20 protein-coding genes and 1 riboswitch are annotated in these 20,524 nt (G+C 45.7%); of the genes, 8 read left to right on the forward strand and 12 right to left on the reverse strand.

What is annotated here, in order from left to right:
- The first annotated feature begins 66 nt into the window (after positions 1–66).
- Positions 67–1,413, forward strand: a complete 1,347-nt coding sequence (murD, locus tag G4D73_RS10800; RefSeq protein ID WP_213686742.1) for a UDP-N-acetylmuramoyl-L-alanine--D-glutamate ligase — start codon at positions 67–69, stop codon at positions 1,411–1,413.
- A 20-nt stretch (positions 1,414–1,433) separates the two neighbouring features.
- Positions 1,434–2,630: a putative lipid II flippase FtsW gene (ftsW, locus tag G4D73_RS10805; protein WP_213686743.1), complete on the forward strand. Its 1,197-nt coding sequence runs from the start codon at positions 1,434–1,436 to the stop codon at positions 2,628–2,630.
- Here the strand turns inward: ftsW and G4D73_RS10810 are convergent.
- The 7 genes from G4D73_RS10810 to G4D73_RS10840 all read right to left on the reverse strand — a co-directional run bounded on the left by G4D73_RS10810 (position 2,619) and on the right by G4D73_RS10840 (position 9,393).
- On the reverse strand, positions 2,619–2,879 hold the full coding sequence (locus G4D73_RS10810; protein ID WP_004281070.1) for a zinc ribbon domain-containing protein: 261 nt from the start codon (positions 2,877–2,879) through the stop codon (positions 2,619–2,621). The genes ftsW and G4D73_RS10810 overlap by 12 nt on opposite strands.
- Positions 2,880–2,936: 57 nt before the next feature.
- On the reverse strand, positions 2,937–3,857 hold the full coding sequence (gluQRS, locus tag G4D73_RS10815; RefSeq protein ID WP_228305164.1) for a tRNA glutamyl-Q(34) synthetase GluQRS: 921 nt from the start codon (positions 3,855–3,857) through the stop codon (positions 2,937–2,939).
- Between the two features lie 2 nt (positions 3,858–3,859).
- Positions 3,860–4,387, reverse strand: coding sequence for an RNA polymerase-binding protein DksA (dksA, locus tag G4D73_RS10820; RefSeq protein ID WP_004281072.1), 528 nt, complete (start codon positions 4,385–4,387; stop codon positions 3,860–3,862).
- A gap of 210 nt (positions 4,388–4,597) precedes the next feature.
- Complete coding sequence (locus G4D73_RS10825; RefSeq protein ID WP_213686745.1) at positions 4,598–5,428, reverse strand: metallophosphoesterase; 831 nt, start codon at positions 5,426–5,428, stop codon at positions 4,598–4,600.
- Positions 5,425–6,060, reverse strand: a complete 636-nt coding sequence (locus tag G4D73_RS10830; protein WP_180180654.1) for an NUDIX domain-containing protein — start codon at positions 6,058–6,060, stop codon at positions 5,425–5,427. The genes G4D73_RS10825 and G4D73_RS10830 overlap by 4 nt, the downstream gene beginning before the upstream one ends.
- A gap of 76 nt (positions 6,061–6,136) precedes the next feature.
- The gene (gene thiC, locus G4D73_RS10835) at positions 6,137–8,032 is read right to left on the reverse strand and encodes a phosphomethylpyrimidine synthase ThiC (RefSeq protein ID WP_213686746.1); all 1,896 of its coding nucleotides are present in this window, start codon (positions 8,030–8,032) and stop codon (positions 6,137–6,139) included.
- A gap of 88 nt (positions 8,033–8,120) precedes the next feature.
- A riboswitch (TPP riboswitch) is annotated at positions 8,121–8,253 on the reverse strand.
- Between the two features lie 108 nt (positions 8,254–8,361).
- On the reverse strand, positions 8,362–9,393 hold the full coding sequence (locus G4D73_RS10840) for a hypothetical protein (protein ID WP_213686747.1): 1,032 nt from the start codon (positions 9,391–9,393) through the stop codon (positions 8,362–8,364).
- A 313-nt stretch (positions 9,394–9,706) separates the two neighbouring features.
- Here G4D73_RS10840 and G4D73_RS10845 point away from each other — a divergent pair, with 313 nt between their 5' ends.
- Complete coding sequence (locus G4D73_RS10845) at positions 9,707–11,047, forward strand: TolC family outer membrane protein (protein ID WP_416232270.1); 1,341 nt, start codon at positions 9,707–9,709, stop codon at positions 11,045–11,047.
- A gap of 91 nt (positions 11,048–11,138) precedes the next feature.
- Positions 11,139–11,858 (forward strand): phosphate signaling complex protein PhoU, encoded by a 720-nt coding sequence (phoU, locus tag G4D73_RS10850; protein WP_005108465.1) that lies wholly within the window; start codon positions 11,139–11,141, stop codon positions 11,856–11,858.
- 60 nt (positions 11,859–11,918) lie between these two features.
- On the opposite strand, the gene G4D73_RS10855 is transcribed toward phoU, so the two are convergent.
- Positions 11,919–13,721, reverse strand: coding sequence for an ABC transporter ATP-binding protein (locus tag G4D73_RS10855; RefSeq protein ID WP_213686749.1), 1,803 nt, complete (start codon positions 13,719–13,721; stop codon positions 11,919–11,921).
- A gap of 151 nt (positions 13,722–13,872) precedes the next feature.
- On the opposite strand from G4D73_RS10855, the gene G4D73_RS10860 reads away from it, so the two are divergent.
- On the forward strand, positions 13,873–14,493 hold the full coding sequence (locus G4D73_RS10860; RefSeq protein ID WP_213686750.1) for an alpha-ketoglutarate-dependent dioxygenase AlkB family protein: 621 nt from the start codon (positions 13,873–13,875) through the stop codon (positions 14,491–14,493).
- Between the two features lie 64 nt (positions 14,494–14,557).
- Here the strand turns inward: G4D73_RS10860 and ruvX are convergent, their stop codons facing one another.
- The 3 genes from ruvX to recN form a co-directional block, all read right to left on the reverse strand.
- Positions 14,558–15,001 carry a Holliday junction resolvase RuvX gene (gene ruvX, locus G4D73_RS10865; protein WP_148334353.1) on the reverse strand — a complete coding sequence of 148 codons (444 nt, stop codon included), beginning with the start codon at positions 14,999–15,001 and terminating at the stop codon, positions 14,558–14,560.
- Positions 14,994–15,548, reverse strand: coding sequence for a YqgE/AlgH family protein (locus tag G4D73_RS10870; protein ID WP_148334352.1), 555 nt, complete (start codon positions 15,546–15,548; stop codon positions 14,994–14,996). The genes ruvX and G4D73_RS10870 overlap by 8 nt, the downstream gene beginning before the upstream one ends.
- Before the next feature lie 114 nt (positions 15,549–15,662).
- Positions 15,663–17,324 carry a DNA repair protein RecN gene (gene recN, locus G4D73_RS10875; RefSeq protein WP_213686751.1) on the reverse strand — a complete coding sequence of 554 codons (1,662 nt, stop codon included), beginning with the start codon at positions 17,322–17,324 and terminating at the stop codon, positions 15,663–15,665.
- Positions 17,325–17,765: 441 nt separating this feature from the next.
- On the opposite strand from recN, the gene G4D73_RS10880 reads away from it, so the two are divergent.
- The 3 genes from G4D73_RS10880 to G4D73_RS10890 all read left to right on the forward strand — a co-directional run bounded on the left by G4D73_RS10880 (position 17,766) and on the right by G4D73_RS10890 (position 19,903).
- Positions 17,766–18,089, forward strand: a complete 324-nt coding sequence (locus G4D73_RS10880) for a pyrimidine/purine nucleoside phosphorylase (RefSeq protein ID WP_004281089.1) — start codon at positions 17,766–17,768, stop codon at positions 18,087–18,089.
- Positions 18,090–18,223: 134 nt separating this feature from the next.
- Positions 18,224–18,973, forward strand: a complete 750-nt coding sequence (gene rlmB, locus G4D73_RS10885; protein WP_005101440.1) for a 23S rRNA (guanosine(2251)-2'-O)-methyltransferase RlmB — start codon at positions 18,224–18,226, stop codon at positions 18,971–18,973.
- 6 nt (positions 18,974–18,979) lie between these two features.
- Positions 18,980–19,903 (forward strand): DMT family transporter, encoded by a 924-nt coding sequence (locus tag G4D73_RS10890; RefSeq protein ID WP_416232271.1) that lies wholly within the window; start codon positions 18,980–18,982, stop codon positions 19,901–19,903.
- 21 nt (positions 19,904–19,924) lie between these two features.
- Here the strand turns inward: G4D73_RS10890 and coaE are convergent, their stop codons facing one another.
- Complete coding sequence (gene coaE, locus G4D73_RS10895; protein ID WP_213686753.1) at positions 19,925–20,524, reverse strand: dephospho-CoA kinase; 600 nt, start codon at positions 20,522–20,524, stop codon at positions 19,925–19,927.

Below are 20,524 nucleotides of genomic sequence, written 5' to 3' on the forward strand. Positions count from 1 at the left end.
GGCATTCAAAACAGCAAAGTGCTACCATTTCGTCAGTTTCAAAATAGACCAAAATATGGGGCGAAAATGTTAATACAACGTGGTGGGTTAAAAGTCGTTGCAGGACTCGGAATATCAGGTGTTGCAGCAGTCAATTTCTTGCATAGTCAGGGCTACCGCGTTGCAGTAACAGATTCTAGAGCTAACCCGCCAGGGCATGAGCAGATACCCGCTGAAGTTCAGACCAGTTTCGGTCAGTTTGATGCCGAGCTGTTGTTGTCTGCGGAAGAAATCGTGATCAGCCCAGGACTTGATCCTAAACTTCCTGAAATTCAGGCAGCCATCAACAAGGGCATTCCAGTAGTCAGTGAAATCCAGATTTTACGCCGTGCTACAGACAAGCCAATCGTAGCAATTACCGGTTCTAATGCCAAAAGTACCGTGACGACCTTGATTGGCTTGATGGCAGCGGATGCAGGTAAAAAAGTCGCTATCGGTGGTAACTTAGGTCGTCCTGCGCTAGACCTGACTAAAGACGATCCTGAGCTGTATATACTCGAGCTGTCCAGTTTTCAGCTGGAAACCACCTCAAATCTGGCGGCTGAAGTCGCGGTGGTGTTGAACATGAGTGAAGATCATCTGGATCGTCATGGCGATATGATGGGTTATCACACGGCGAAACACCGGATTTTCCAGGGTGTAAAAAAAGTCGTCTATAACCGTGATGACTCTTTGACCCGTCCTCTGGTGCCAGACGTAACACCGATACAAAGCTTTGGTCTAAATGCACCGGATATGAACCAGTACGGTATTCTCAAGGATACGGATGGCAGCATCTGGCTGGCGCGTGGTCGTGAGCGTCTGCTGAAAAGTACCGAGATGTATATGCAGGGCACGCATAATGTTGCCAATGCCTTAGCCTGTCTGGCGCTGGGTGAAGCGATTGGTCTGCCACTGGAAAGCATGTTGAATACCTTAAAGACCTTTAAAGGTCTGGAACATCGCTGTGAATTCGTTAAAGAAGTGCAAGGCGTACGTTATTATAACGACTCCAAAGGCACCAATATCGGCGCAACCTTGGCAGCACTCGATGGTCTGGGTATGGCGATTGAAGCCCAAGGGGGTAAGGTCGCGATTATTCTCGGGGGACAGGGCAAAGGACAAGACTTTAAAGCCTTGCGTGAATCACTCGCTAAATATGCCAAAGTGGCGGTGTTGATCGGTGAAGATCGCCCCGTCATTGAAGCGGCAATTGCGGGCACGACTGAACTGATCCATGCGGAGAGCCTGCAGCAGGCGGTAGAAATCTGCCAAAAGCACACCCAGGCACATGATGTCGTGCTATTGTCTCCTGCATGCGCAAGTTTTGATATGTTCTCGGGTTATCCTGAGCGTGGTCGCAAGTTTGTTGCGTATGTGAATGAACTCAATTAAGAATAACAAGGATTCGTGATATGGCTGGGTTTGCTCAGACTACGATCAATAAATTACATCAATTTTATACGCAGTGGGTACCTAGAATACCTGCTGAAGTGAATCCACGGAATGTACTGATTTTCTGTGTATTGGCTTTGCTCTGTATCGGTTCGATCATGGTGGCATCAGCCTCGATGCCTTATGCAGAACGGATGCATGAAAATCCGTTTCATTATATTAGCCGGCACGGAATTTCGATTTTTGTTGCTGCCGTAGCAGCTTTTCTAGCTTATAAAATTCCTTTAAAAGTCTGGTTTAACAACACCTTCTTTTTATGGATTATTACCATTGTACTTTTGGTGGCCGTGCTATTTGTCGGAACGGAAGTCAATGGTTCCAAGCGCTGGATCCGGGTCGCTGGTTTTACCTTGCAGGCTTCGGAAGTCGCTAAAGTGATGATGGCAATTTTTACTGCAGACTACGTGGTACGCCGTGCGGAAGAAGTACGGAATAATATCAAGGGTCTGGTCCGTTTAAGTGCCATCATGGGGGCTACCGTCGGTTTGATTATTCTCGAGCCTGACTTGGGTGCAACCGTGGTAATTACCTTAACCATGCTTGGCGTGTTCTTTCTGGCGGGTGCGCCGTGGATTCAGTTTGGTGTGGCCTTTATGACCTTGGTCGGCGCATTTGCTGCCGCGATTCTGTTGGAACCGTATCGTCTGCAACGTCTGCTGTCTTTTTCGAATCCTTGGGAAGATCCCTTAGGCACCGGTTATCAGCTCTCTAATGCCCTTATGGCCTTTGGCCGTGGGGAATGGGCAGGGGTAGGCTTGGGGCATAGTATCCAGAAAATGTCTTATTTGCCTGAGGCGCATACCGATTTCATGCTGGCAATCTTGGGTGAAGAATTTGGCTTTTTAGGCATTTCAACCATCCTGATCTTGTCCTTCACCATGCTGGTTTGCTGTATTCGCATTGGACACCGCGCCTTGCAGCATCAATATTTGCGTGCCGGCTATCTGGCTTATGGCATCAGTATCATTTTCCTGTTACAGATTCTGGTGAATGCCGGCATGAATATGGGCATGTTGCCGACCAAAGGTTTGACTCTGCCATTTATCAGTTATGGCGGTTCATCCCTGATTATCTGTGCGGTCATGATCAGTCTGATTCTGAAAATTGATTCAACCACACGCCAGGTCAATCCAAGCCGCGAAGAATCAAGCTTCTAGATTGGAGTTTCGTCCTGGCTCTGGCTGAGCATGGTCCAGTACCGTGCTCGGCATTGCGGTTCCACAATTGGAACAGGTCACAAAAGCAGATTTAGGCTTGGAAAGTGGAATCAAGGGTATGAAAAATAAAGAAAAATAATTACGCTGCTGTTTTAGCTCATAGCCCGAACGAGTACGGCAGACCGGACACAGAAACTGGCTTTTCTCAATGGTTTTGGTTTTAGGGCCGACGCCAAAAATAAAAAACATACTCTTCTTCCTATCAATTTTTCATTCTAGAAGTCTAGCTTAAGTGAAAAGCTGTTTTTATAAATAGTGACCTTGTAGCTCAGTTGTATGTGGAATCCGCTCAATGTCCCATTGTACTACCGCCTGTTGCAGCATCCGATCGGGAGTGTCCAAATCAACTTCAGCCTGATGCAAAGCCTGAAGTGCCTGTTTTAATAATTGGGGTGCCTGAGTTAAATCCAGTGCTTGGGCCAGATTCTGTTTTGACAGTTTTTGCCCCTGATCATTCATTGCCAGCGGTAGATGCATATAGCTCAGACGCGGATAACCGAGTAACTGTCCCAGATAGATTTGCCGTTCGGTATTATCTAAAAGATCAGCTCCACGTACCGCATGAGTCATACCTTGCAGATAGTCATCGACTACTACAGCCAGCTGGTAATTGATAATGCCGTCACGACGTTTTAAGACAAAATCGCCCAGATCTTTTTTCAGTTCTGAACAGTGCTGACCTTGCAGCCGGTCTTCAAAACAGATTTCAACATCTTCAACTTTTAAACGGATGGCCTGATGCTCAAAAGCCAGACCCAAGTTGCGGCAGGTATCCTGATAGATATGGTTGGAACCGAGCATTTTACGGGTACATTGACAGGCATAGACTAGGTCTTGCTGACGTAATTGCTGGATGACGTCTTCGTAAATATCTAAACGGTCTTTCTGGAAAATGATTTCGGCATCAGGTTCAAGCTGAAAGGCATCCATGGCACGCAGGATATGCTCTTCGCTGCCGGGATAAATGCGGGGAATATCGGTGTCTTCAATCCGGACCAGCCATGTGCCTTGATTGGCTTTGGCATCGCAGTAACTGGCAACTGCGGTAATGAGAGAGCCAAAATGCAAAGGGCCGGTTGGCGATGGCGCGAACCGGCCCACATAAGCCATCCTGTTGTCCCCCTCCTTTTTTAAAGGAGGGGTTAGGGGAGGATTATTTACAGACATACTTAACCGTTATTTTGCTTCTCTTTGATCTCTGCAAGGGTTTTGCAGTCAATACATAAAGTAGCCGTTGGACGTGCTTCTAAACGACGCAAGCCAATCTCGATACCACAAGTTTCACAGAAACCATAGTCATCATTCTGGATTGCTTCGATCGACTGTTCGATTTTACGAATCAGTTTACGTTCACGGTCACGGGTACGTAACTCAATCGCAAACTCTTCTTCCTGAGTCGCACGGTCATTCACATCTGGAAGAGCAGTATTTTCGTCTTGCATCGTATTCAGGGTACGATCCACTTCTGACATCAACTCAGCTTTCCAAGCCAGCAAGATTTGGCGGAAATGCTGAAGCTGACCTTCAGACATGTATTCTTCATTTTTTTTAGGTTGATAAGGTTCAATACCAAATAAGCTAGCAGTAGAACCACCGTCAGTCGTTTTAGGCTTAGATTTGCGTACGCGCTTTGCAGCTTTCTCTTCTACAACATCAGTTTGATTGTCTAAGACTTGATTTTGGTTGTCATTCGCCATTTAGGGCATTCCTCATCTATGCGTATGATTGCTACGCAAAAAATATGGTGATATGCAGTTTTTTATCCACCCTGTAGAAAGATTATCCTCCTATGGGGGCCGTCATCATATAGACTTTTTATGCTTATTGATAGTCTTTGATGTCTGGACTATGCATATCACATTTCCTTTGGTTGCAATAAAGTAATGCAAAAAAAACAAATTGAAAAGTTAATAACCTGAAATTTCGGTATTAATATTTTGCTGGCTCAATGCCACCCGTTCAATATAGGTATCAAACTCACCATTTTGTTGCAAATGTAATACACGATAACCTGGTGCCGCCTGATCTAGCGCGAAATCTTCACTTTTAGGTTTAAACTGCACACTGGTCGATGGCGTGGATAAAAAGTAGATGCCATGCCATTCGTTGCAGGAATCCTGATGCACATGACCAAACAGAACCAGCTTGATATTATGATGCCGAGCCAGTACATCTTTTAAATCTTCAGCATTTTTCAGCCGGTGCTGATCAATCCAGTACGATTTCATCGCAAAAGGATGATGATGGCAAGCGACAATGACATGCTGATGCTTAAATTCAAGCAATAATTGGTCCAATTGATCGAGTTGAGCTTGTTCCACCCAGCCATCGATCTTGCCTTGAACGGCACTATTTAACAGGATCATGGTCCAGGTGCCAAAATGAATGGCATGTACCTGATTCGCATGCTGGTGAAAAGGGAACACCCGAGAATCGTCATGGTTACCTGGAATCTGATAATACGGCACGTTTAAAGACTGGACAAATGCTAAATAGCGTTGATAAGTCTGCTCGACCGGCACCTGTGCCAGATCACCGGTATGAATCAGTGCATCCATTTGGGGAAAGCGCTGTTGGATCTGCTGCATCACCTCGTGAAAACTCTGCTCGGGATTCATCCAGGCAAATTCCAGCTCTTCCCGATCCATCAAATGGGTATCAGAAATCTGGATAATGGTCCAATCTGGCTGTGTGCTTGTGCTTGTGCTTGTGCTTGTGCTTGACTGCTGAAAACTCATGTCTTTCCCCTTAGACATATTCCTGCAGTATGAATATGTTGTTGCAACCATTGTAAGGCCATAATGACAGGCGCATTTCTTAAGCGACCATTCGTGAGCAAGAACGGAATATCGGCATAATCCAGAATATGCAGCTGGATATTTTCCCCTTCATCCGGCATGCCAAAAACACCACCCTGTTCAGGTAATTCGGTCTGGGCCACATATAAATGAAATAATTCGGAACATGCTCCGGCGGAAGGATAGAAGCTGAAAATGTGCTGTAGCTCATCCAGGGTACAGCCTGATTCTTCAAGTGCCTCGCGGCGGATGCACGCTTCAGGCGCTTCATTGCCATCCAGAACGCCAGCAATCACTTCGAGTTGCCAAGGAGAATCGATATCGTCCAGTCCACCAATCCGGAACTGTTCAATCAGGCCGAATTTCTGCTGTTGATGGTTGTACATCAGCACACCCGCTGCTTCTGGCCGGTGAATCAGCTCACGTTGCAAAACAGGGGTTGAGCTTTCCTGATTAAATAAACGGTGTTTCAGGCTGACTTGTTCTACCTGAATAAATCCCCGGTACAAGAACTCACGTGCCTCTACGCTAAAGTCTTTTTTATTATAAGAGGCCTGTTTAATAATATTCATATGCTCAGATAGAATGAATTGATTTATTTTCATCCTATCTGAGTTTTTTTTGAAGACAACTGTTTTTTTTACAGTTTTATAGTTTGTGGTATAAATTTTGACCAGAGTTGTGGAAGCTGGCTTTCATCTGATTCATGCCGGCTTCAATTTCGGCCTGAGAGCTTGCCGGCTGATCAGGATTGGCCTGTTGACTGGCATAATCACGAACATTCTGGCTAATCTTCATTGAACAGAACTTTGGTCCGCACATGGAACAAAAGTGCGCGGATTTATGCGCGGCTTTCGGCATGGTTTCATCATGCATGCTGCGCGCCGTGTCCGGATCCAGACTCAAGTTAAACTGGTCTTCCCAGCGGAACTCAAAACGGGCTTTGGACAGGGCATTGTCACGTGCCTGTGCACCCGGATGACCTTTGGCCAGATCGGCTGCATGTGCGGCAATCTTGTAGGTAATAATGCCGTCTTTGACATCTTTTTTATTGGGTAAACCGAGATGCTCTTTCGGCGTCACATAACACAGCATTGCGGTACCGTACCAGCCAATCATTGCTGCGCCGATCGCCGAAGTAATATGGTCATAACCCGGTGCAATATCGGTGGTTAATGGTCCCAAGGTATAAAATGGTGCTTCTTTACACACTTCGAGTTGCAGGTCCATATTTTCCTTGATCATATGCATCGGGACATGGCCCGGACCTTCAATCATCACCTGAACATCATGTTCCCAGGCACGATGGGTCAGTTCGCCCAAAGTTCGAAGTTCGGCAAATTGCGCTTCGTCATTGGCATCCTGCACACAGCCCGGACGCAGACCATCACCCAGACTGAACGATACGTCATAAGCTTTCATGATCTCGCAGATTTCATCGAAATGGGTATACAGGAAGTTTTCCTGATGATGTGCCAGACACCACTGTGCCATGATCGAACCACCACGCGATACGATACCGGTCAAACGGTTGGCCGTCAGCGGTACATATCTCAAAAGCACGCCGGCATGAATGGTGAAATAGTCCACGCCTTGTTCGGCCTGTTCAATCAGGGTGTCTTTAAAGATCTCCCAGGTCAGGTCTTCGGCCACACCATTGACTTTTTCCAGTGCCTGATAGATTGGTACGGTTCCGATCGGTACTGGAGAATTCCGGATAATCCATTCCCGGGTTTCATGAATATTTTGGCCAGTCGAAAGATCCATGATCGTGTCTGCACCCCAGCGCGTGGCCCAGGTCATTTTCGAGACTTCTTCTTCGATACTTGAACCGAGTGCAGAATTACCGATATTGGCATTGATTTTGACCAGAAAATTACGCCCGATAATCATCGGTTCCAGTTCCGGATGATTGATATTGGCCGGAATAATCGCGCGGCCGGCGGCGACTTCCTGACGCACAAATTCTGGCGTAATTTCAGTCAGGTTTTTTGCACCAAAATTCTGGCCCGGATGCTGGCGCATATCGACACCATCGAGTTGACGTAGGTTTTCACGAATGGCAATGTATTCCATTTCCGGTGTGATAATGCCTTGCTTGGCATAATGCATCTGGGTGATGTTGCGGCCGCATTTGGCTTTGCGTGGTTTTTGAATATGCGCGAAACGGATCGCAGCGGTACGGATATCGCGTAAACGCTGGCGGCCAAATTCAGAACTGAGCTGATCCAGAATTTCACTATCGTTGCGCTGCTCAATCCAGCTTTCACGAATATTCGGCAGACCTTTGTTCAGGTCAATCGTCACGTTGGGGTCGGTATACACACCCGAAGTGTCATAGACCATCAAAGGTGGATTATGTTCGCCGCCCAGACTGGTCGGGGTTTCACTTAAGGAAATTTCCCGCATGGGTACCTGAATATCAGGACGGGAACCTTGCAGATAGACTTTACGTGAAGCGGGTAGAATTCGCGTTAAATCGCGTGCTTCCTGTTCATGAGCGGAGAGAGAAGTTTCAGAAGAAAGATTCGTTAACTGGTTCATGGCTATGATCCTTATGAATGACATCAACGAATCAAGCACGACCAAAAACGTAGGCAGATTTATCCTGAACAGATAAAGCAAGGGCTGGGTTTTTAGCTGGCTTGATTCCTACGCAGGTATTAACCTGATCAGGTTCAACGGTACTCATGCTCAATTCCTGATAACAATAAAAGGAATCACATGATCTCAGCGAGGCATTACTCGCGCTCCGTCAAGCGAGGCTAAAGCTTAGCTCAGTTTAGGCAGAATAAACAGGTCTAAATCGCTCAACTTTAAGCAAGGATTGATTTAGACATGGTCATACTGATTGAAGGTGAAACTGATCCCAACTAGATACAGATGGCATCGGTAAAACAGTCTTTATCATATTTTTGTGAAGGTGGACTGATCTGGGCATAGTACAGAATCTGTTCTGCTTCCGAGCGGTTTCTATAATCGGCAGGCAAGACTTGCTGGCGCTGTTCCGGAGTCATGTCCAGAAACTCCAGAAATAGGCGTGCCTGTGTGGACAGCGTTGATTTCTGGCCGCTCGACAGCCCGATAATAGTTTCCAGATGACTGGTATCCACGGCATAGCGATCGCGATAATCTCCCGACACCGGTGATTGCTCGGTACCTCTAAACAGGAAATAGGTATATTGCTTCAGCAGATATTCAGCATCGCGTTTATAACTACTATTCGGATAAGTCTTGAGATAGTCTTCCCAAAGCAGACTGCGGGCTGCAATATCAGCGGCTTCAATCTGCAGGCGTTTTTCCGTCAGCACCGGCTCCATATTCTGTTCCGCCAGATTTTCAATAAAGGCTTTTTCAGCGGCTGGTAAATAAGGGGCAAAAATACGCGCCAGATATTCCGGACTACGGCGATAATGTAAAGTACCATCCCCCAGATCCAGCAGTTCTACATAAGCCTGACCTTTGTGTTTTAACAGATACTGGTCACGTGAGGTGAGCTGTTGAAAATGTGCATGCTGAATGGTCGGATGCTGGGCCATTTCCAGTGCATACTGCTCAAAGGCGCGTTGCTGAAATTCGGTGCGATCTACCTTTAAAAAGCGCTGATACATTTCGGTAGAGCGTTGCATCAGGTGCTTCTGCTCCGCCAATTCCATCAACGGCAGGCACACTTTAAGATCCTGATTAATTTGTTCCAGCGCAAACGTCGTGCGCTGGTCATTAATCTGGGACATATTTTTTTCAATATTCTGGCACATGAGGCTAAAGTCACTGACTGGACTTTGCGTTTGCTTCGTCTCAGTCTGTTCGACCTGGATCTGTGGATCTGAAGGCTGTTGGCAGCCCCCAAGAAGCAGCACGCTACCAGCAAGCAAACAGGCTTTGAATATCGACGGGAATGGCATTAACACTATGCTTCAGGACTCTGTATATATAGGTGAATTCAGAAAATAACGGCCTTACTGGGAGATATTGTATAGATCAAACTAAAATACTATGTTTAGTATTGTGAATTGCTTTGTTACATTGCCGGTATTAGAGCCAGAAAATTGAATTAATGATGGATAAAAACTGATCTTTATATTAAAAAATTAATAAAAATCATACGTAAAAATTCAAGAGATCTCTTTAGTATGGCTGAGCTTAAAGTGCCAGAATTTTTTAATCTGAATGGCTGTTAGGGGTGAACACTATAAAATGAAATTAAAACTCAGTGTCATGGCCGGTTTATTGCTATTAATTAGTCCGGCGATTTTTGCCTTGGACTTAAAAGAAGCGTATGCGCGCGCCCAGCAAAATGATCCGAACTGGCAGGCGAATGTGTTGCAGTATCAGGCTGATCAGCTCAATCTGGGGATTGCCAGCGGCAATTTGCTGCCGACCGTGACTTTGTCTGGAAATGTGACCCGTAAAAACCAGTCCGTCAACAACTTACAGCCTGAAGGTTTGCCTGCTGAATTTGGTGAGTTGCAAAGTTCCAGTACCACCAACCGTCAGGTGGCCTTAACCGCACGCCAACCTTTATTTCGCTGGGATGCCTGGCAAGGTTATAAGCAGGTCAAGACCTCGGTCGAACTCAGTGAAGTCAATCTGCGTCTGCAAAAACAGCAGCATATTTTACAGGTGGCCGAAGCCTATTTTAATGTCTTGCGGCAGCAGTCTTTGACTACGGCTTATTTACAGGAAGAGCAGGCGCTGTCTGAACAGTTACGCATGATGAATGCTAAGCTGAAAGAAGGTTTGGTGGCGCGTAGTGAGGTCAGTGAAGCCAATGCCCAGTATCAAAGTGCCCAAGCCAACCGGATTTCGACTCAAGTTCAGCTGGTACTGGCCCAAGAACAGCTGGCACAGTTAATCGGCCCTTATCAGGAAAATCTGGCGGTATTACGCAACGATTTCCAGTTCCAGAAACCGGTTCCAAGTGATATGCAGTCCTGGACCGAATTAGCACAAAGCCAAAATCTGAATATTCTGCAAGCGCGTCTGCAAAAGCGCTATTCTGAAGATGCCAAACGGGTCGAACAGGCTGCGCTCTATCCGCAGGTCGAAGCGGTCGGAACCTATGGCTATTTAAAGCAAAGTCCGGCTACGATCATGTCCAGCAATGGAGATTTCGACCAAATTGGGGTGGAGGTGAACTGGAATGTATTTAGCGGTGGACGCACGCAAAAAAGTATCCGTCAGGCCGGCGTTAATGTGCAAAAAAGTGAAGCGCAACTGGATGCAGCCATCCGTAAAGCCAATACCGATGTGAAACAGTCCTTTATGCAGGTAGAAACCGATCAGGCCAAACTGAATGCACGTAAAGCCGCGATGGACTCTTCGGAAATTGTCTCACAAGCGTCCAGAGCCCAATATCAGGAAGGCTTAAAAACCATGGTCGATGTGTTGCTGGCACAGCGTAATGCCTTTTCTGCCAAGACCGATTATTTGAATGCCAAATATGATTATCTGTTGCATGTGCTGCAATTGCAGGCCTCGGTCGGGCAGTTAACCGAAAAGGAACTGGCAGAGCTGAATGCCTGGTTGATTGAATATGATTCGCCTCAGCCTCTATGAGGCTACTATTGTCATCAAACTTTCATCATAGATATGCTTTAATATGATTTATTATTGATCATTGTCCTCTATCGTTCAGGAGTAGCTTTCCTTGTGTCCAAATAATCCTGTATTAAGTCATCACATTTCTTCGCAATTTAATGAAGAACTGCAGGACGTAAATACCAAATTCATGACGATGGGCGGACTGGTAGAACAGCAGGTAGCTAATGCCATTCATGCCCTATTGGACACAGATGTCTCAATGGCAGTAGATGTGCAGTTTCAAGATAATGTCGTCAATCAGATGGAACGAGATATTGATGAAGCGCTGACCCTGATTCTGGCGCGCCGTCATCCTGCCGCGATTGATTTACGTATGGTGCTTGCCATGTCCAAGGCCAATACCGATCTGGAACGGATTGGCGATGAAGCCTCGAAAATAGGCCGAATTGCACAAAGCTTATGTGAAGAGGGCGGCTCACCGCGCGGTTATATGGAAACCCGGCATATTGGCAACCAGGTGCGGGTGATGATTCATGATGCACTGGATGCTTTTGCGCGTCTGGATGTAGATCAAGCTTTGAAGGTCATGTTGGCAGATGCGGATATTGACCGTGAGTATCAATCAGCCACACGTACGCTTATGACTTATATGATTGAAGATCCGCGGCATATCAGTCGTGTCATCAATGTATTATGGGTGCTGCGTTCGCTAGAAAGAATTGGCGATCATGCCCGGAATATTTCGGAACAGGTGATCTATATGGTCAAAGGTTTTGATGTGCGTCATACCAGCGTTGAAGAAATTGAACAGAAAGTTCAGCGTTAAACGTTCCAGACTTAAATAAAAAAACCTCCAGCTCGGAGGTTTTTTATTGGGATAGAAAAGCTAACTATGAGTTTCTTCCTCAGCATCATCTTCAAAAGTTTTGGCAATTTTTTCAATATTCAGGCTTTTGGCCATCGCATCAAAGATTTCCTTATATACGCCTTGCTGATGATAAAGCGGGTCGTGTTCACCATGTTCGGCAATCGTTCCTTCTTTCATTACATAGGTATAATCCGCATCAATAATCTGCGACAGGCTATGCGAAATGATGATCACGGTACGGCCTTGCTTGATCTGGTCCAGACTTTGTTTGATCTGTTCCGTGGCAATTGCATCCAGACTCGCCGTCGGTTCATCCAGAAAAATGATCGGTGGATTTTTCAGGAACATCCGTGCCAAGGCAATCCGTTGCTGCTGGCCGCCAGACAGCATCAAGGCATCGCTGTCATAGCCATCCGGTAACTGTAAAATCTGCTCATGAATCGAGGCTTTTTCTGCCGCCTCAATTACATCTTCCATTGAGGCAGTAGTTTTGCCGTAACGGATATTGTCAAAGATGGTGCCCTGAAAAATATGGTTTTTTTGTAAGACCAGACCAATATGATCGCGTAGATATTGGGTGTCATAATCTTTCAGGTCAATGCCATCCAGTTTGATCTGGCCTTGCTGTGGTTCATAAAATTTATCCAGCAAACTGATCAGGGTGGATTTTCCGGCACCCGATAAGCCCACCAAGGCGGTAATTTTATTGGGACGAATTTCCATATCAATATCTTTCAGGGCATGGTGGCCGTTTGGATAATAAAAATTCACGCCACTCAGTTCAAATTTTCCTTGGACAATCGGTTTCTGCTGACCGCTTTGTTCAATTTCATCATCTGCTTCCAGAATCTTGAAAAAGCTTTCTGAATAGATCATGGCGTCATTTACTTCATCATAAATCCGGTGCAGGGATCGGATTGGGGCAGAGACATTATTAAATAGCAGCACATGAAACATGATCATGCCGATACTCATCTGGCCATCCAGCACAAAGTAGGAGGTTAGAATAATGATCAGTACAATCCCGATCTGTTCCAGAAAAGTTTTCAGGCCATCAAACAGGAAACTGGTCTGACGGGTTTTCATCTGATTGTCGGTCAGCTCACGCTGTAAACCGAGCTGCTTTTCCGATTCAATCGATTCGCGGTTAAAGGATTTGATTACGGTAATCGAGTTGATGATGCTGAGAATACCCTGACTTTTTTTCTCCCGGCCATCGCGAAGACTGCGGCGCCAGCCGCCCAGCTTTTGCGCCTGCTTATAGGTTAACCAGAAATAGATCGGGACAATGGCAGTCGCGACCAGACCGACATAAACATTGGCATAATACATTAACCCCAAAGCCACAATGGCACTGGTAAATAACGGTAAAATATCAATGAAAAAGATCTGTACCAGACGGGTCAGTGAGCCAATACCACGGTCAATCCGGGTCTGTAATTTACCGGCCTGATTATTTTCCTGATTAAAAAATTCCAAACGATATTTTAAAAACTTTTCAATAATCCCTTGGGCCAGATCCTGAGAGACAAAAATTCGCAGTTTCTCTCCATAGAACTTCTGCCCGAACTGGACAAAGGCATTAATAATTTCTTTGCCGAGCAAAATTGCCGAAATCGTGATCAGAATATGCCAGCCTTGCTCCAATCCTTGACCGGCTTCGAGTAGCGAATTGATGCTGTCGACCGCATATTGCAAGGTAATGGCATTGACCTGTGCGGTGAATGAACCAATCAGGGTCAGAATCAGCGTGGCAATCACCAGCAACCGGTAAGGCTGAACAAAGGGACGAAGTTTCTGAAACAGCTGCCATAAGTTCATAAAAGGATTATTTTTATTGTGAAAGTTGAATTCAGTCTAGGCAGGAATCATGCCAGCCACAAGCATAAATGTTGTAGTCATTTGTGAAGAGCAGTTGTAATCCTTTAGGTCGAATGTCAGTATTTTCATGTGGATACTGGATCTGATTGATATGACGCTCGATTTATTTGCACCCCAGCCGCAAGCCAATGTATTACCTTTTGATGGGGTAGTGGAGGATTATGGCTTGATTTTGGATGAGGAACAAAGCCAGCAGTATCTACAGCATTTTCTCAGTCAGCTGGCCTGGCAACATGATGAAGTGCATTTATTTGGCAAGCACCATGTCACCGGTCGCCAGGTGGTCTGGTATGGCGATGAACATTATCAGTATCGTTATTCTGGTACGCTCAAACAAGCTCAGGTATGGACACCCGGATTATTCCGTTTAAAGCAGCATATTGAAATTCTGGTCGGTCATCCCTTTAATTCCTGTCTGGCCAATTTGTATGAAGATGGTTCCCAAGGCTTGGGCTGGCATAGTGATGATGAGCCGGCGTTATATACAGGTACTTCTCGGGAAAATGTCATTGCTTCTCTGAGTCTGGGAGCCACCCGCAAAATGAGCTTTAAGCATAAAATTCGCAGTGATAAAGTCGATGTACTGTTACACAGTGGACAACTGATTGTGATGCGAGGTGCGACACAGCAACACTGGAAGCACAGTATCAGCAAAACCAGCAAAGTTTTAACACCAAGAATTAACCTGACCTTTCGTTATTTTTATCCTTAAGAAGCATTTTGGAGCATAAAAAAGCACCCTGAAGGATGCTGTTTTAAAAAAATTTCAAAACAGATTAAGGCGTGATCCCGGCAGGATGACGATACCAGCTTTCAATCAACAAGGCAGCCGCAATACTGTCAGCAGAGAGTTTCTTGCCGCGACCTTGCGCCTGATAATGATCCAGCTCATCGCGTGCTTCACGGGTGGTCAGACGTTCATCCACCATCCAGGTTTCAATATTGGTCTGATGACGTAAACGGCGGGCAAATTTTCGCGCCCGTGTCGACAGCTCGGATTCACTATCATCCATGTTCAATGGCAAACCGACCAGAAATAAATTCGGTTGATGGCTTTTCACGATTTTGAGCAGTTCATCCCAGTTGGGGATACCATCTTTCATGGGAAATAAGGGCAGGGGATTGGCACTTGCAATCAGGGATTGTCCAACTGACATTCCCATTTTTTGTGTACCAAAATCAAACGCCATAATGGTTTGTGGCACGTTTACATCAGGCATGTCCAATCTCGGAAGATAACCAGTTGCGGTCTACACCCATTTTTTTATAGGCAGCGTCCCAACGGTCGTTATAAGGTAAGTTAAAAATCAGATCCATATCGGAATCGCATATCAGCCAGTCACCACGGGCAATTTCCAGTTCCAGCTGATGCTTGCCCCAGCTGGCATAACCGAGGGCAATCTGATAGCGCCCGACACCTTCATTATGCGCAATCGCATCCAGAATATCTTTGGAGGTGGTAATGCAGACATTTTCACCCACGGCGATGGAGGAATGCCAGGTCGGCTGACCAGTATGCAAGACAAAACCGGCCTCAGGGCGTAAAGGGCCGCCTTGTAATACTTCATGCGGATTGACATTGTCTGCTTCAATATCAAGATCATTCAGCAATTCTTTAATTTGAATGCCGGCAGGTCGATTGATAATGATGCCTTGGGCACCATCTTCATCATGACGCGCGAGATAAATGACCGTCTGTGCAAAAAAATCATCATTCGCATGCGGTGGTGCAATCAGACAACGATGTGTCAGAAACTGTTTGGTCACCTGAGCAGTTCTCCTTAAAATGAATTTCTTCGCAGAGAAATCCTATGATCCTAATAGCTACGTTACTAGAGCTTTTTGGATTCACCAAATTTTATTTGTCCAGATTGTAAATCTTCAAGCCTGCTGAAATTTTAGCTGACGTAACTGGCGGGCATGTTGCAAGGTGGTTTCACTAATCTCCACACCGCCTGTCATTCGAGCAAGCTCCTGAATAATTTCATTTTCTTCAAGGTTGATGATTGTGCTGCTGGCAGGATCAGTCTGCTGTTTTTTCACCAGTAGGTGCTGATCAGATTGTGCTGCCACTTGTGCCTGATGGGTAATACACAGAATCTGTACATGCTGGGCCAGATCGGCCAGTAAACGCCCGACAATTTCTGCCGTACCGCCACTAATCCCGACATCAATTTCGTCAAAGACCAATACTTCGGCTTCGGTTTTTTCCGCATTCATGACTTGCATTACTAGCGCAATACGCGAGAGTTCACCGCCTGATGCAACCCGGGCCAAAGGCTGTGCCGGAATGCCTTTATTGGCCGTGAAAAGTAGCTGGATAAAGCTCAGGCCTTCGCTAGATGGCTGTTCCAAAGGCTCAAACTTAAACTCAAAATGTGCTTCAGGCAATGCCAGTTGTTTAACCTGCTCAGTGAGCTGTTTGGCCAACGGTGCTGCGGCTTCACGGCGAATCTGATCCAGATGTTGGGCCTTATCCAGAAACTCCTGATAAGACACTGCTACCTGCTCAGCGAGTGTTTCCGGATCTTCCAGTTGATGTAACTGTTCCAATTCACTTTGCCAGGCTTCATATTCTTCTTTGAGCAACTCTGGCTGGGTCCGATACTTACGTGCCAGACGATGGAAGATTTCCAAAGTTGAATTCAGCACTTCCATGCGTTCTGGATCAAAACTCTGCCGATCCATGAACTGGCGTAAATTCGCTGCTGCATCTTCAAGTTCGCTTTGTGCATTCAGCAGGGAAGTATAAATCCCGGAGAGCTGCTCACTGCGTCCGGCATGCGACTCAACCCGACGCATAATTGATGCCAGTTCCTGAGTGATATTCTGTTCAGCTTCATCCAGCACATTCAGGCTATAGACACAGTCCTGCATAATGGCTTCATGATGCGAGAGCCGATCAAATTCCTGCTCAATTTCCGGATAATCCGTCTGAACAATTTCTTCCAGTTCTTCGAGTTGTAGTTCCAGGGTTTCCAGACGCTGCTTGCGTGTCGCTTGTGCGTCTAAAGCTGCTTGATGCTGGCGGATATTTTTTTGCCAAGTGCTATACGCATCACGTACTGCTTGGGCCGGTGCATAAAAATGATAATAACGATCCAGCCAGTGCTTCGGATAAGGCGGTTCTAATAATTGTTGCTGACTATGCTGACTATAAAGTTGTACCAGTAAACGCCCAATTTCTTTCAGTTCAGACAGGCTGCTCGGACGTCCATTGATCCAGGCCTTGCTACGGCCGGTGGCAAAGATCACCCTACGTAAATGAATTTCACCTGACTCATCATCCAGTTCATGTTCTTTTAACCAGGCGGCTTCAGGACTGTGTTCCTGATAGCTGAAACTGGCAGTGACATCGGCTTTTTCTGAACCATAACGCACATAATTGGTATCGGTTCGCTCACCCAAACAGGCAGACAATGCATCCAGTAACAGGGATTTACCTGCACCGGTTTCACCGGTTAAAACGTTAAAACCTTTATCAATATCAATAGCAAGGTGTTCAGCTAAAGCAAAATTGATCAGAGTTAAATGTGTCAGCATAAACGCATCCGGGCTGCGAAAAGTTTGATTGAAATAGCCTGATGTTGGATTGGTGTCACAACATGGCTGTGATTATTATAAATCAGGACGAATCAATTTCATTCTATCTTAAATTTTAGCGATTTATATATGCTTATTTCACTGTATTTTCGCAAGAAGCTGACTCAGAAGTATGTTAATTCACTGCTGATTTTCATATTTTTGACATCCCTAATCTTTAAATTAATGACTCAATTGAGCCTGTTTCACAAGAGCACGTGCAAATTGAAACTTAAGCTTATATGTCAGCAAAATACAGGCCAAAACATGCTGAAAATAGCAGAGGTTTAGGCGATACAGAATATTTTATCGACGCCGACAAACTTCGATTGATTAGTTGAGGGTGCACATTTAAACTACAGCAATCAAAATATTACAAAATGCTTTATCTGGAGAAATCGCATGTCAGCTCAGTTTGATCATGTATCGGTACTTAAAAAATCTAATGTATATTTCGGCGGGTTGTGTATTAGTCACATTGTACAATTTGAAGACGGGACCAAGAAAACGTTGGGTGTCATTCTGCCCTCAGAAAATGCCTTGACCTTTGAAACACATGTTCCTGAGCGCATGGAAATTGTTTCAGGTGAATGCCGTGTTCAGATTGGTGATAGCGAAGAAAGTGAGCTGTTCCGTGCCGGTCAGTCTTTCTATGTACCGGGCAATAGCCGTTTTAAAATCGAAACCGATGATGTGCTGGACTATGTCTGCCATTTTGAAGGTTAAGTCCAGATTCAAGATCAGTGCAAACCGGGCAAGAAATTTCAGTGCGAATCGGTTAAACTAATCAGCTATAGAAATCCTGTGAAGTCAGCTTTACGGGATTTTTCTTTTGTATATAACTAATCTAGAGGTCGTTCATGGCAAAACCTGAATATTTTTATGGCGTACATTCAGTGGAGTCATTGTTAGAGCTTGAGCCTGAACGTGTCTTGACATTATTCACTCTCAAAGGACGCGATGATCAGCGTTTAAAGCGTGTACTGGAACTGGCTGAACCGTTTGGGATCAGTGTGCAGCAAGCCAGCCGTGACAAACTGGAGAAACTGGCCGGGCAACCGTTTCACCAAGGCGTGGTCGCTGCGGTACGTGCTCATCCAACCCTGAATGAAAAAGATCTTGAATCATTGTTGAGTGCGAATCCTCAAGCATTGTTATTGGCTCTTGATCATATTACCGATCCGCACAATCTCGGTGCCTGTATCCGTACAGCCGCTGCAATGGGCGTTGAGGCAGTGATTGCGCCACGTGATCGTTCTGCAACTTTAACCCCGACAGCACGTAAAGTGGCTGCTGGTGGTGCGGACAAAGTCAAATTCATTCAGGTGACCAATCTGGCGCGTACTTTGGGTCAAATCAAAGAAGATTTTAATGTTCGTGTGGTTGGTACCATGCTGGATGAAAAAGCGCTGCCGATTCAGAATTTTGATTTTACCGGTACCGGGGTTTGTGTGGTGATGGGTGCGGAAGATACTGGCCTACGTCCAATTACACAGAGCCAATGTGATCAGACCGTGTATATTCCGATGGCAGGTAATCTGCAAAGTCTGAATGTCAGTGTGGCTACAGGTATGGCACTGTATGAAGCTTGCCGTCAACGTAATCTTTAATTGATGATGGCATTGTCAGACCGTACGCAAGGCTATGTTTTTTTAGTTGTTACCATGTCCATCTGGGGCGGTTTTACCTTAACGGCCCGCCTGAATGCGCTTTGGCAGATCAGTGCCTGGGATATCGTGGCCTTGCGTTTTTCTCTGGCCTTCCTGATTCTGATGCCGATCTTGCTTTATCGTAAAGAGGCCGCTTTTTTACTGAAAAAAGAGCCTTTTATTTTAGCGATGATTGGCGGAGTGATTTATTGCCTGTTTGCCTATAGTGCTTTTCACTACGCGCCTACCGCCCATGCTGCAATTTTCTTGAATGGCTGTATTCCGATCTGTACCGCGATCATGGCTTTTTTTCTGATGGGGCAGGCTTTTGATAAACATACCTGGGCCAGCCTGATCATTATGATCGTCGTACTATGTCTCATGAGTATGCTGATGTATCGGGAAACTGGTGTAGCCTTTGGGGCAGGGGACGGGCTGTTTTTTATCAGTGCCATACTTTGGGCGATTTTTACTGTTTTATTGCGTAAATATCAGCTAACTGCATGGCAGGCAATGTGTGGTGTCGCGATCTGGTCGGCAGTGATATATGTGCCGATTTATCTGCTATTTTTACCGAAAAATTTGAGTGTGCCTGAACCCAAGCATTTACTGTTTCAGACCATTTTTCACGGCATATTTGTGGTGATTATTGCTACTTTAAGCTATGTAGAAGCCATCAAGCGTCTTGGTGCATTTAAGGCAGGCAGTATTACCAATCTTGCACCTTTTATTGCGGCAATTCTGGCTGTACCTTTATTAAATGAAACTTTAAGTCTGGCTATGGTGTGTGGCCTGATGGGTATGGCAGTCGGGGCCTTACAGCCGTGGCGCTGGTTACAGCATCAGGACAGTCTGAGCCGAAAATTAGCAGAACAAAAAAAGCAGTCTTAATCAGACTGCTTTTTTTATGCTTCAGCTGGCTGCCATGTTTAAATATTTTTGATGCAATGGGCGGAGATGGGCATAAAGATGATCCAGATGACCATCATTCAGCACAATATCATCAGCCATGGCCTGTTTCTGTTCACGTGACATTTGTGCGGCAATAATGTTTCGGATTTGCTCAATATTTTGACCATCACGTTGTGAGGCACGTTCAATTTGCAATTCGATCGTGGCATCAATCAGTAAGCGATGCTGAGTGAGCTCATGTTGATTGGTCTCAAACAGGAGCGGTGAAACCAGAATGGCATAGGAACTTTGCGCAGCATCTAGCTGCTGAATAATCGAAGTGCGAATTGCTGGATGAGTAATATTTTCCAGGGTTTTACGTGCTTCAGGAGACTGGAAGATATATTCACGCAGGGCACGACGATTCAGTGAGCCATCGGCAAGCAGTACCCAATCGCCAAAAGCCTGCTGAATCTGGGTAAGTGCAGGCTGCCCAATTTCGACCACTTCACGCGCTACCACATCGGCATCGACTACCGTGATCCCTTGTGCTTCAAACCACTGACTGGCAGCAGACTTGCCACTGCCAATCCCGCCGGTTAAACCGAGTACAAATTTCAA

Source organism: Acinetobacter sp. WY4 (assembly GCF_018438165.1).
Taxonomy (GTDB): Bacteria; Pseudomonadota; Gammaproteobacteria; order Pseudomonadales; family Moraxellaceae; genus Acinetobacter.

Excerpts from the sequence above, each read along its gene's own strand:
- thiC (WP_213686746.1), bottom strand. The coding sequence starts at position 8,032 with ATGAACCAGTTAACGAATCTTTCTTCTGAAACTTCTCTCTCCGCTCAT.
- G4D73_RS10880 (WP_004281089.1), top strand. The coding sequence starts at position 17,766 with ATGTCAGCTCAGTTTGATCATGTATCGGTACTTAAAAAATCTAATGTA.
- G4D73_RS10860 (WP_213686750.1), top strand. The coding sequence starts at position 13,873 with ATGACGCTCGATTTATTTGCACCCCAGCCGCAAGCCAATGTATTACCT.
- G4D73_RS10830 (WP_180180654.1), bottom strand. The coding sequence starts at position 6,060 with ATGAATATTATTAAACAGGCCTCTTATAATAAAAAAGACTTTAGCGTA.
- G4D73_RS10845 (WP_416232270.1), top strand. The coding sequence starts at position 9,707 with ATGGCCGGTTTATTGCTATTAATTAGTCCGGCGATTTTTGCCTTGGAC.
- rlmB (WP_005101440.1), top strand. The coding sequence starts at position 18,224 with ATGGCAAAACCTGAATATTTTTATGGCGTACATTCAGTGGAGTCATTG.
- G4D73_RS10855 (WP_213686749.1), bottom strand. The coding sequence starts at position 13,721 with ATGAACTTATGGCAGCTGTTTCAGAAACTTCGTCCCTTTGTTCAGCCT.
- G4D73_RS10890 (WP_416232271.1), top strand. The coding sequence starts at position 18,980 with ATGGCATTGTCAGACCGTACGCAAGGCTATGTTTTTTTAGTTGTTACC.
- murD (WP_213686742.1), top strand. The coding sequence starts at position 67 with ATGTTAATACAACGTGGTGGGTTAAAAGTCGTTGCAGGACTCGGAATA.
- dksA (WP_004281072.1), bottom strand. The coding sequence starts at position 4,387 with ATGGCGAATGACAACCAAAATCAAGTCTTAGACAATCAAACTGATGTT.
- ftsW (WP_213686743.1), top strand. The coding sequence starts at position 1,434 with ATGGCTGGGTTTGCTCAGACTACGATCAATAAATTACATCAATTTTAT.
- G4D73_RS10825 (WP_213686745.1), bottom strand. The coding sequence starts at position 5,428 with ATGAGTTTTCAGCAGTCAAGCACAAGCACAAGCACAAGCACAAGCACA.
- G4D73_RS10810 (WP_004281070.1), bottom strand. The coding sequence starts at position 2,879 with ATGTTTTTTATTTTTGGCGTCGGCCCTAAAACCAAAACCATTGAGAAA.
- G4D73_RS10840 (WP_213686747.1), bottom strand. The coding sequence starts at position 9,393 with ATGCCATTCCCGTCGATATTCAAAGCCTGTTTGCTTGCTGGTAGCGTG.
- gluQRS (WP_228305164.1), bottom strand. The coding sequence starts at position 3,857 with ATGTCTGTAAATAATCCTCCCCTAACCCCTCCTTTAAAAAAGGAGGGG.
- ruvX (WP_148334353.1), bottom strand. The coding sequence starts at position 15,001 with ATGCCTGATGTAAACGTGCCACAAACCATTATGGCGTTTGATTTTGGT.
- recN (WP_213686751.1), bottom strand. The coding sequence starts at position 17,324 with ATGCTGACACATTTAACTCTGATCAATTTTGCTTTAGCTGAACACCTT.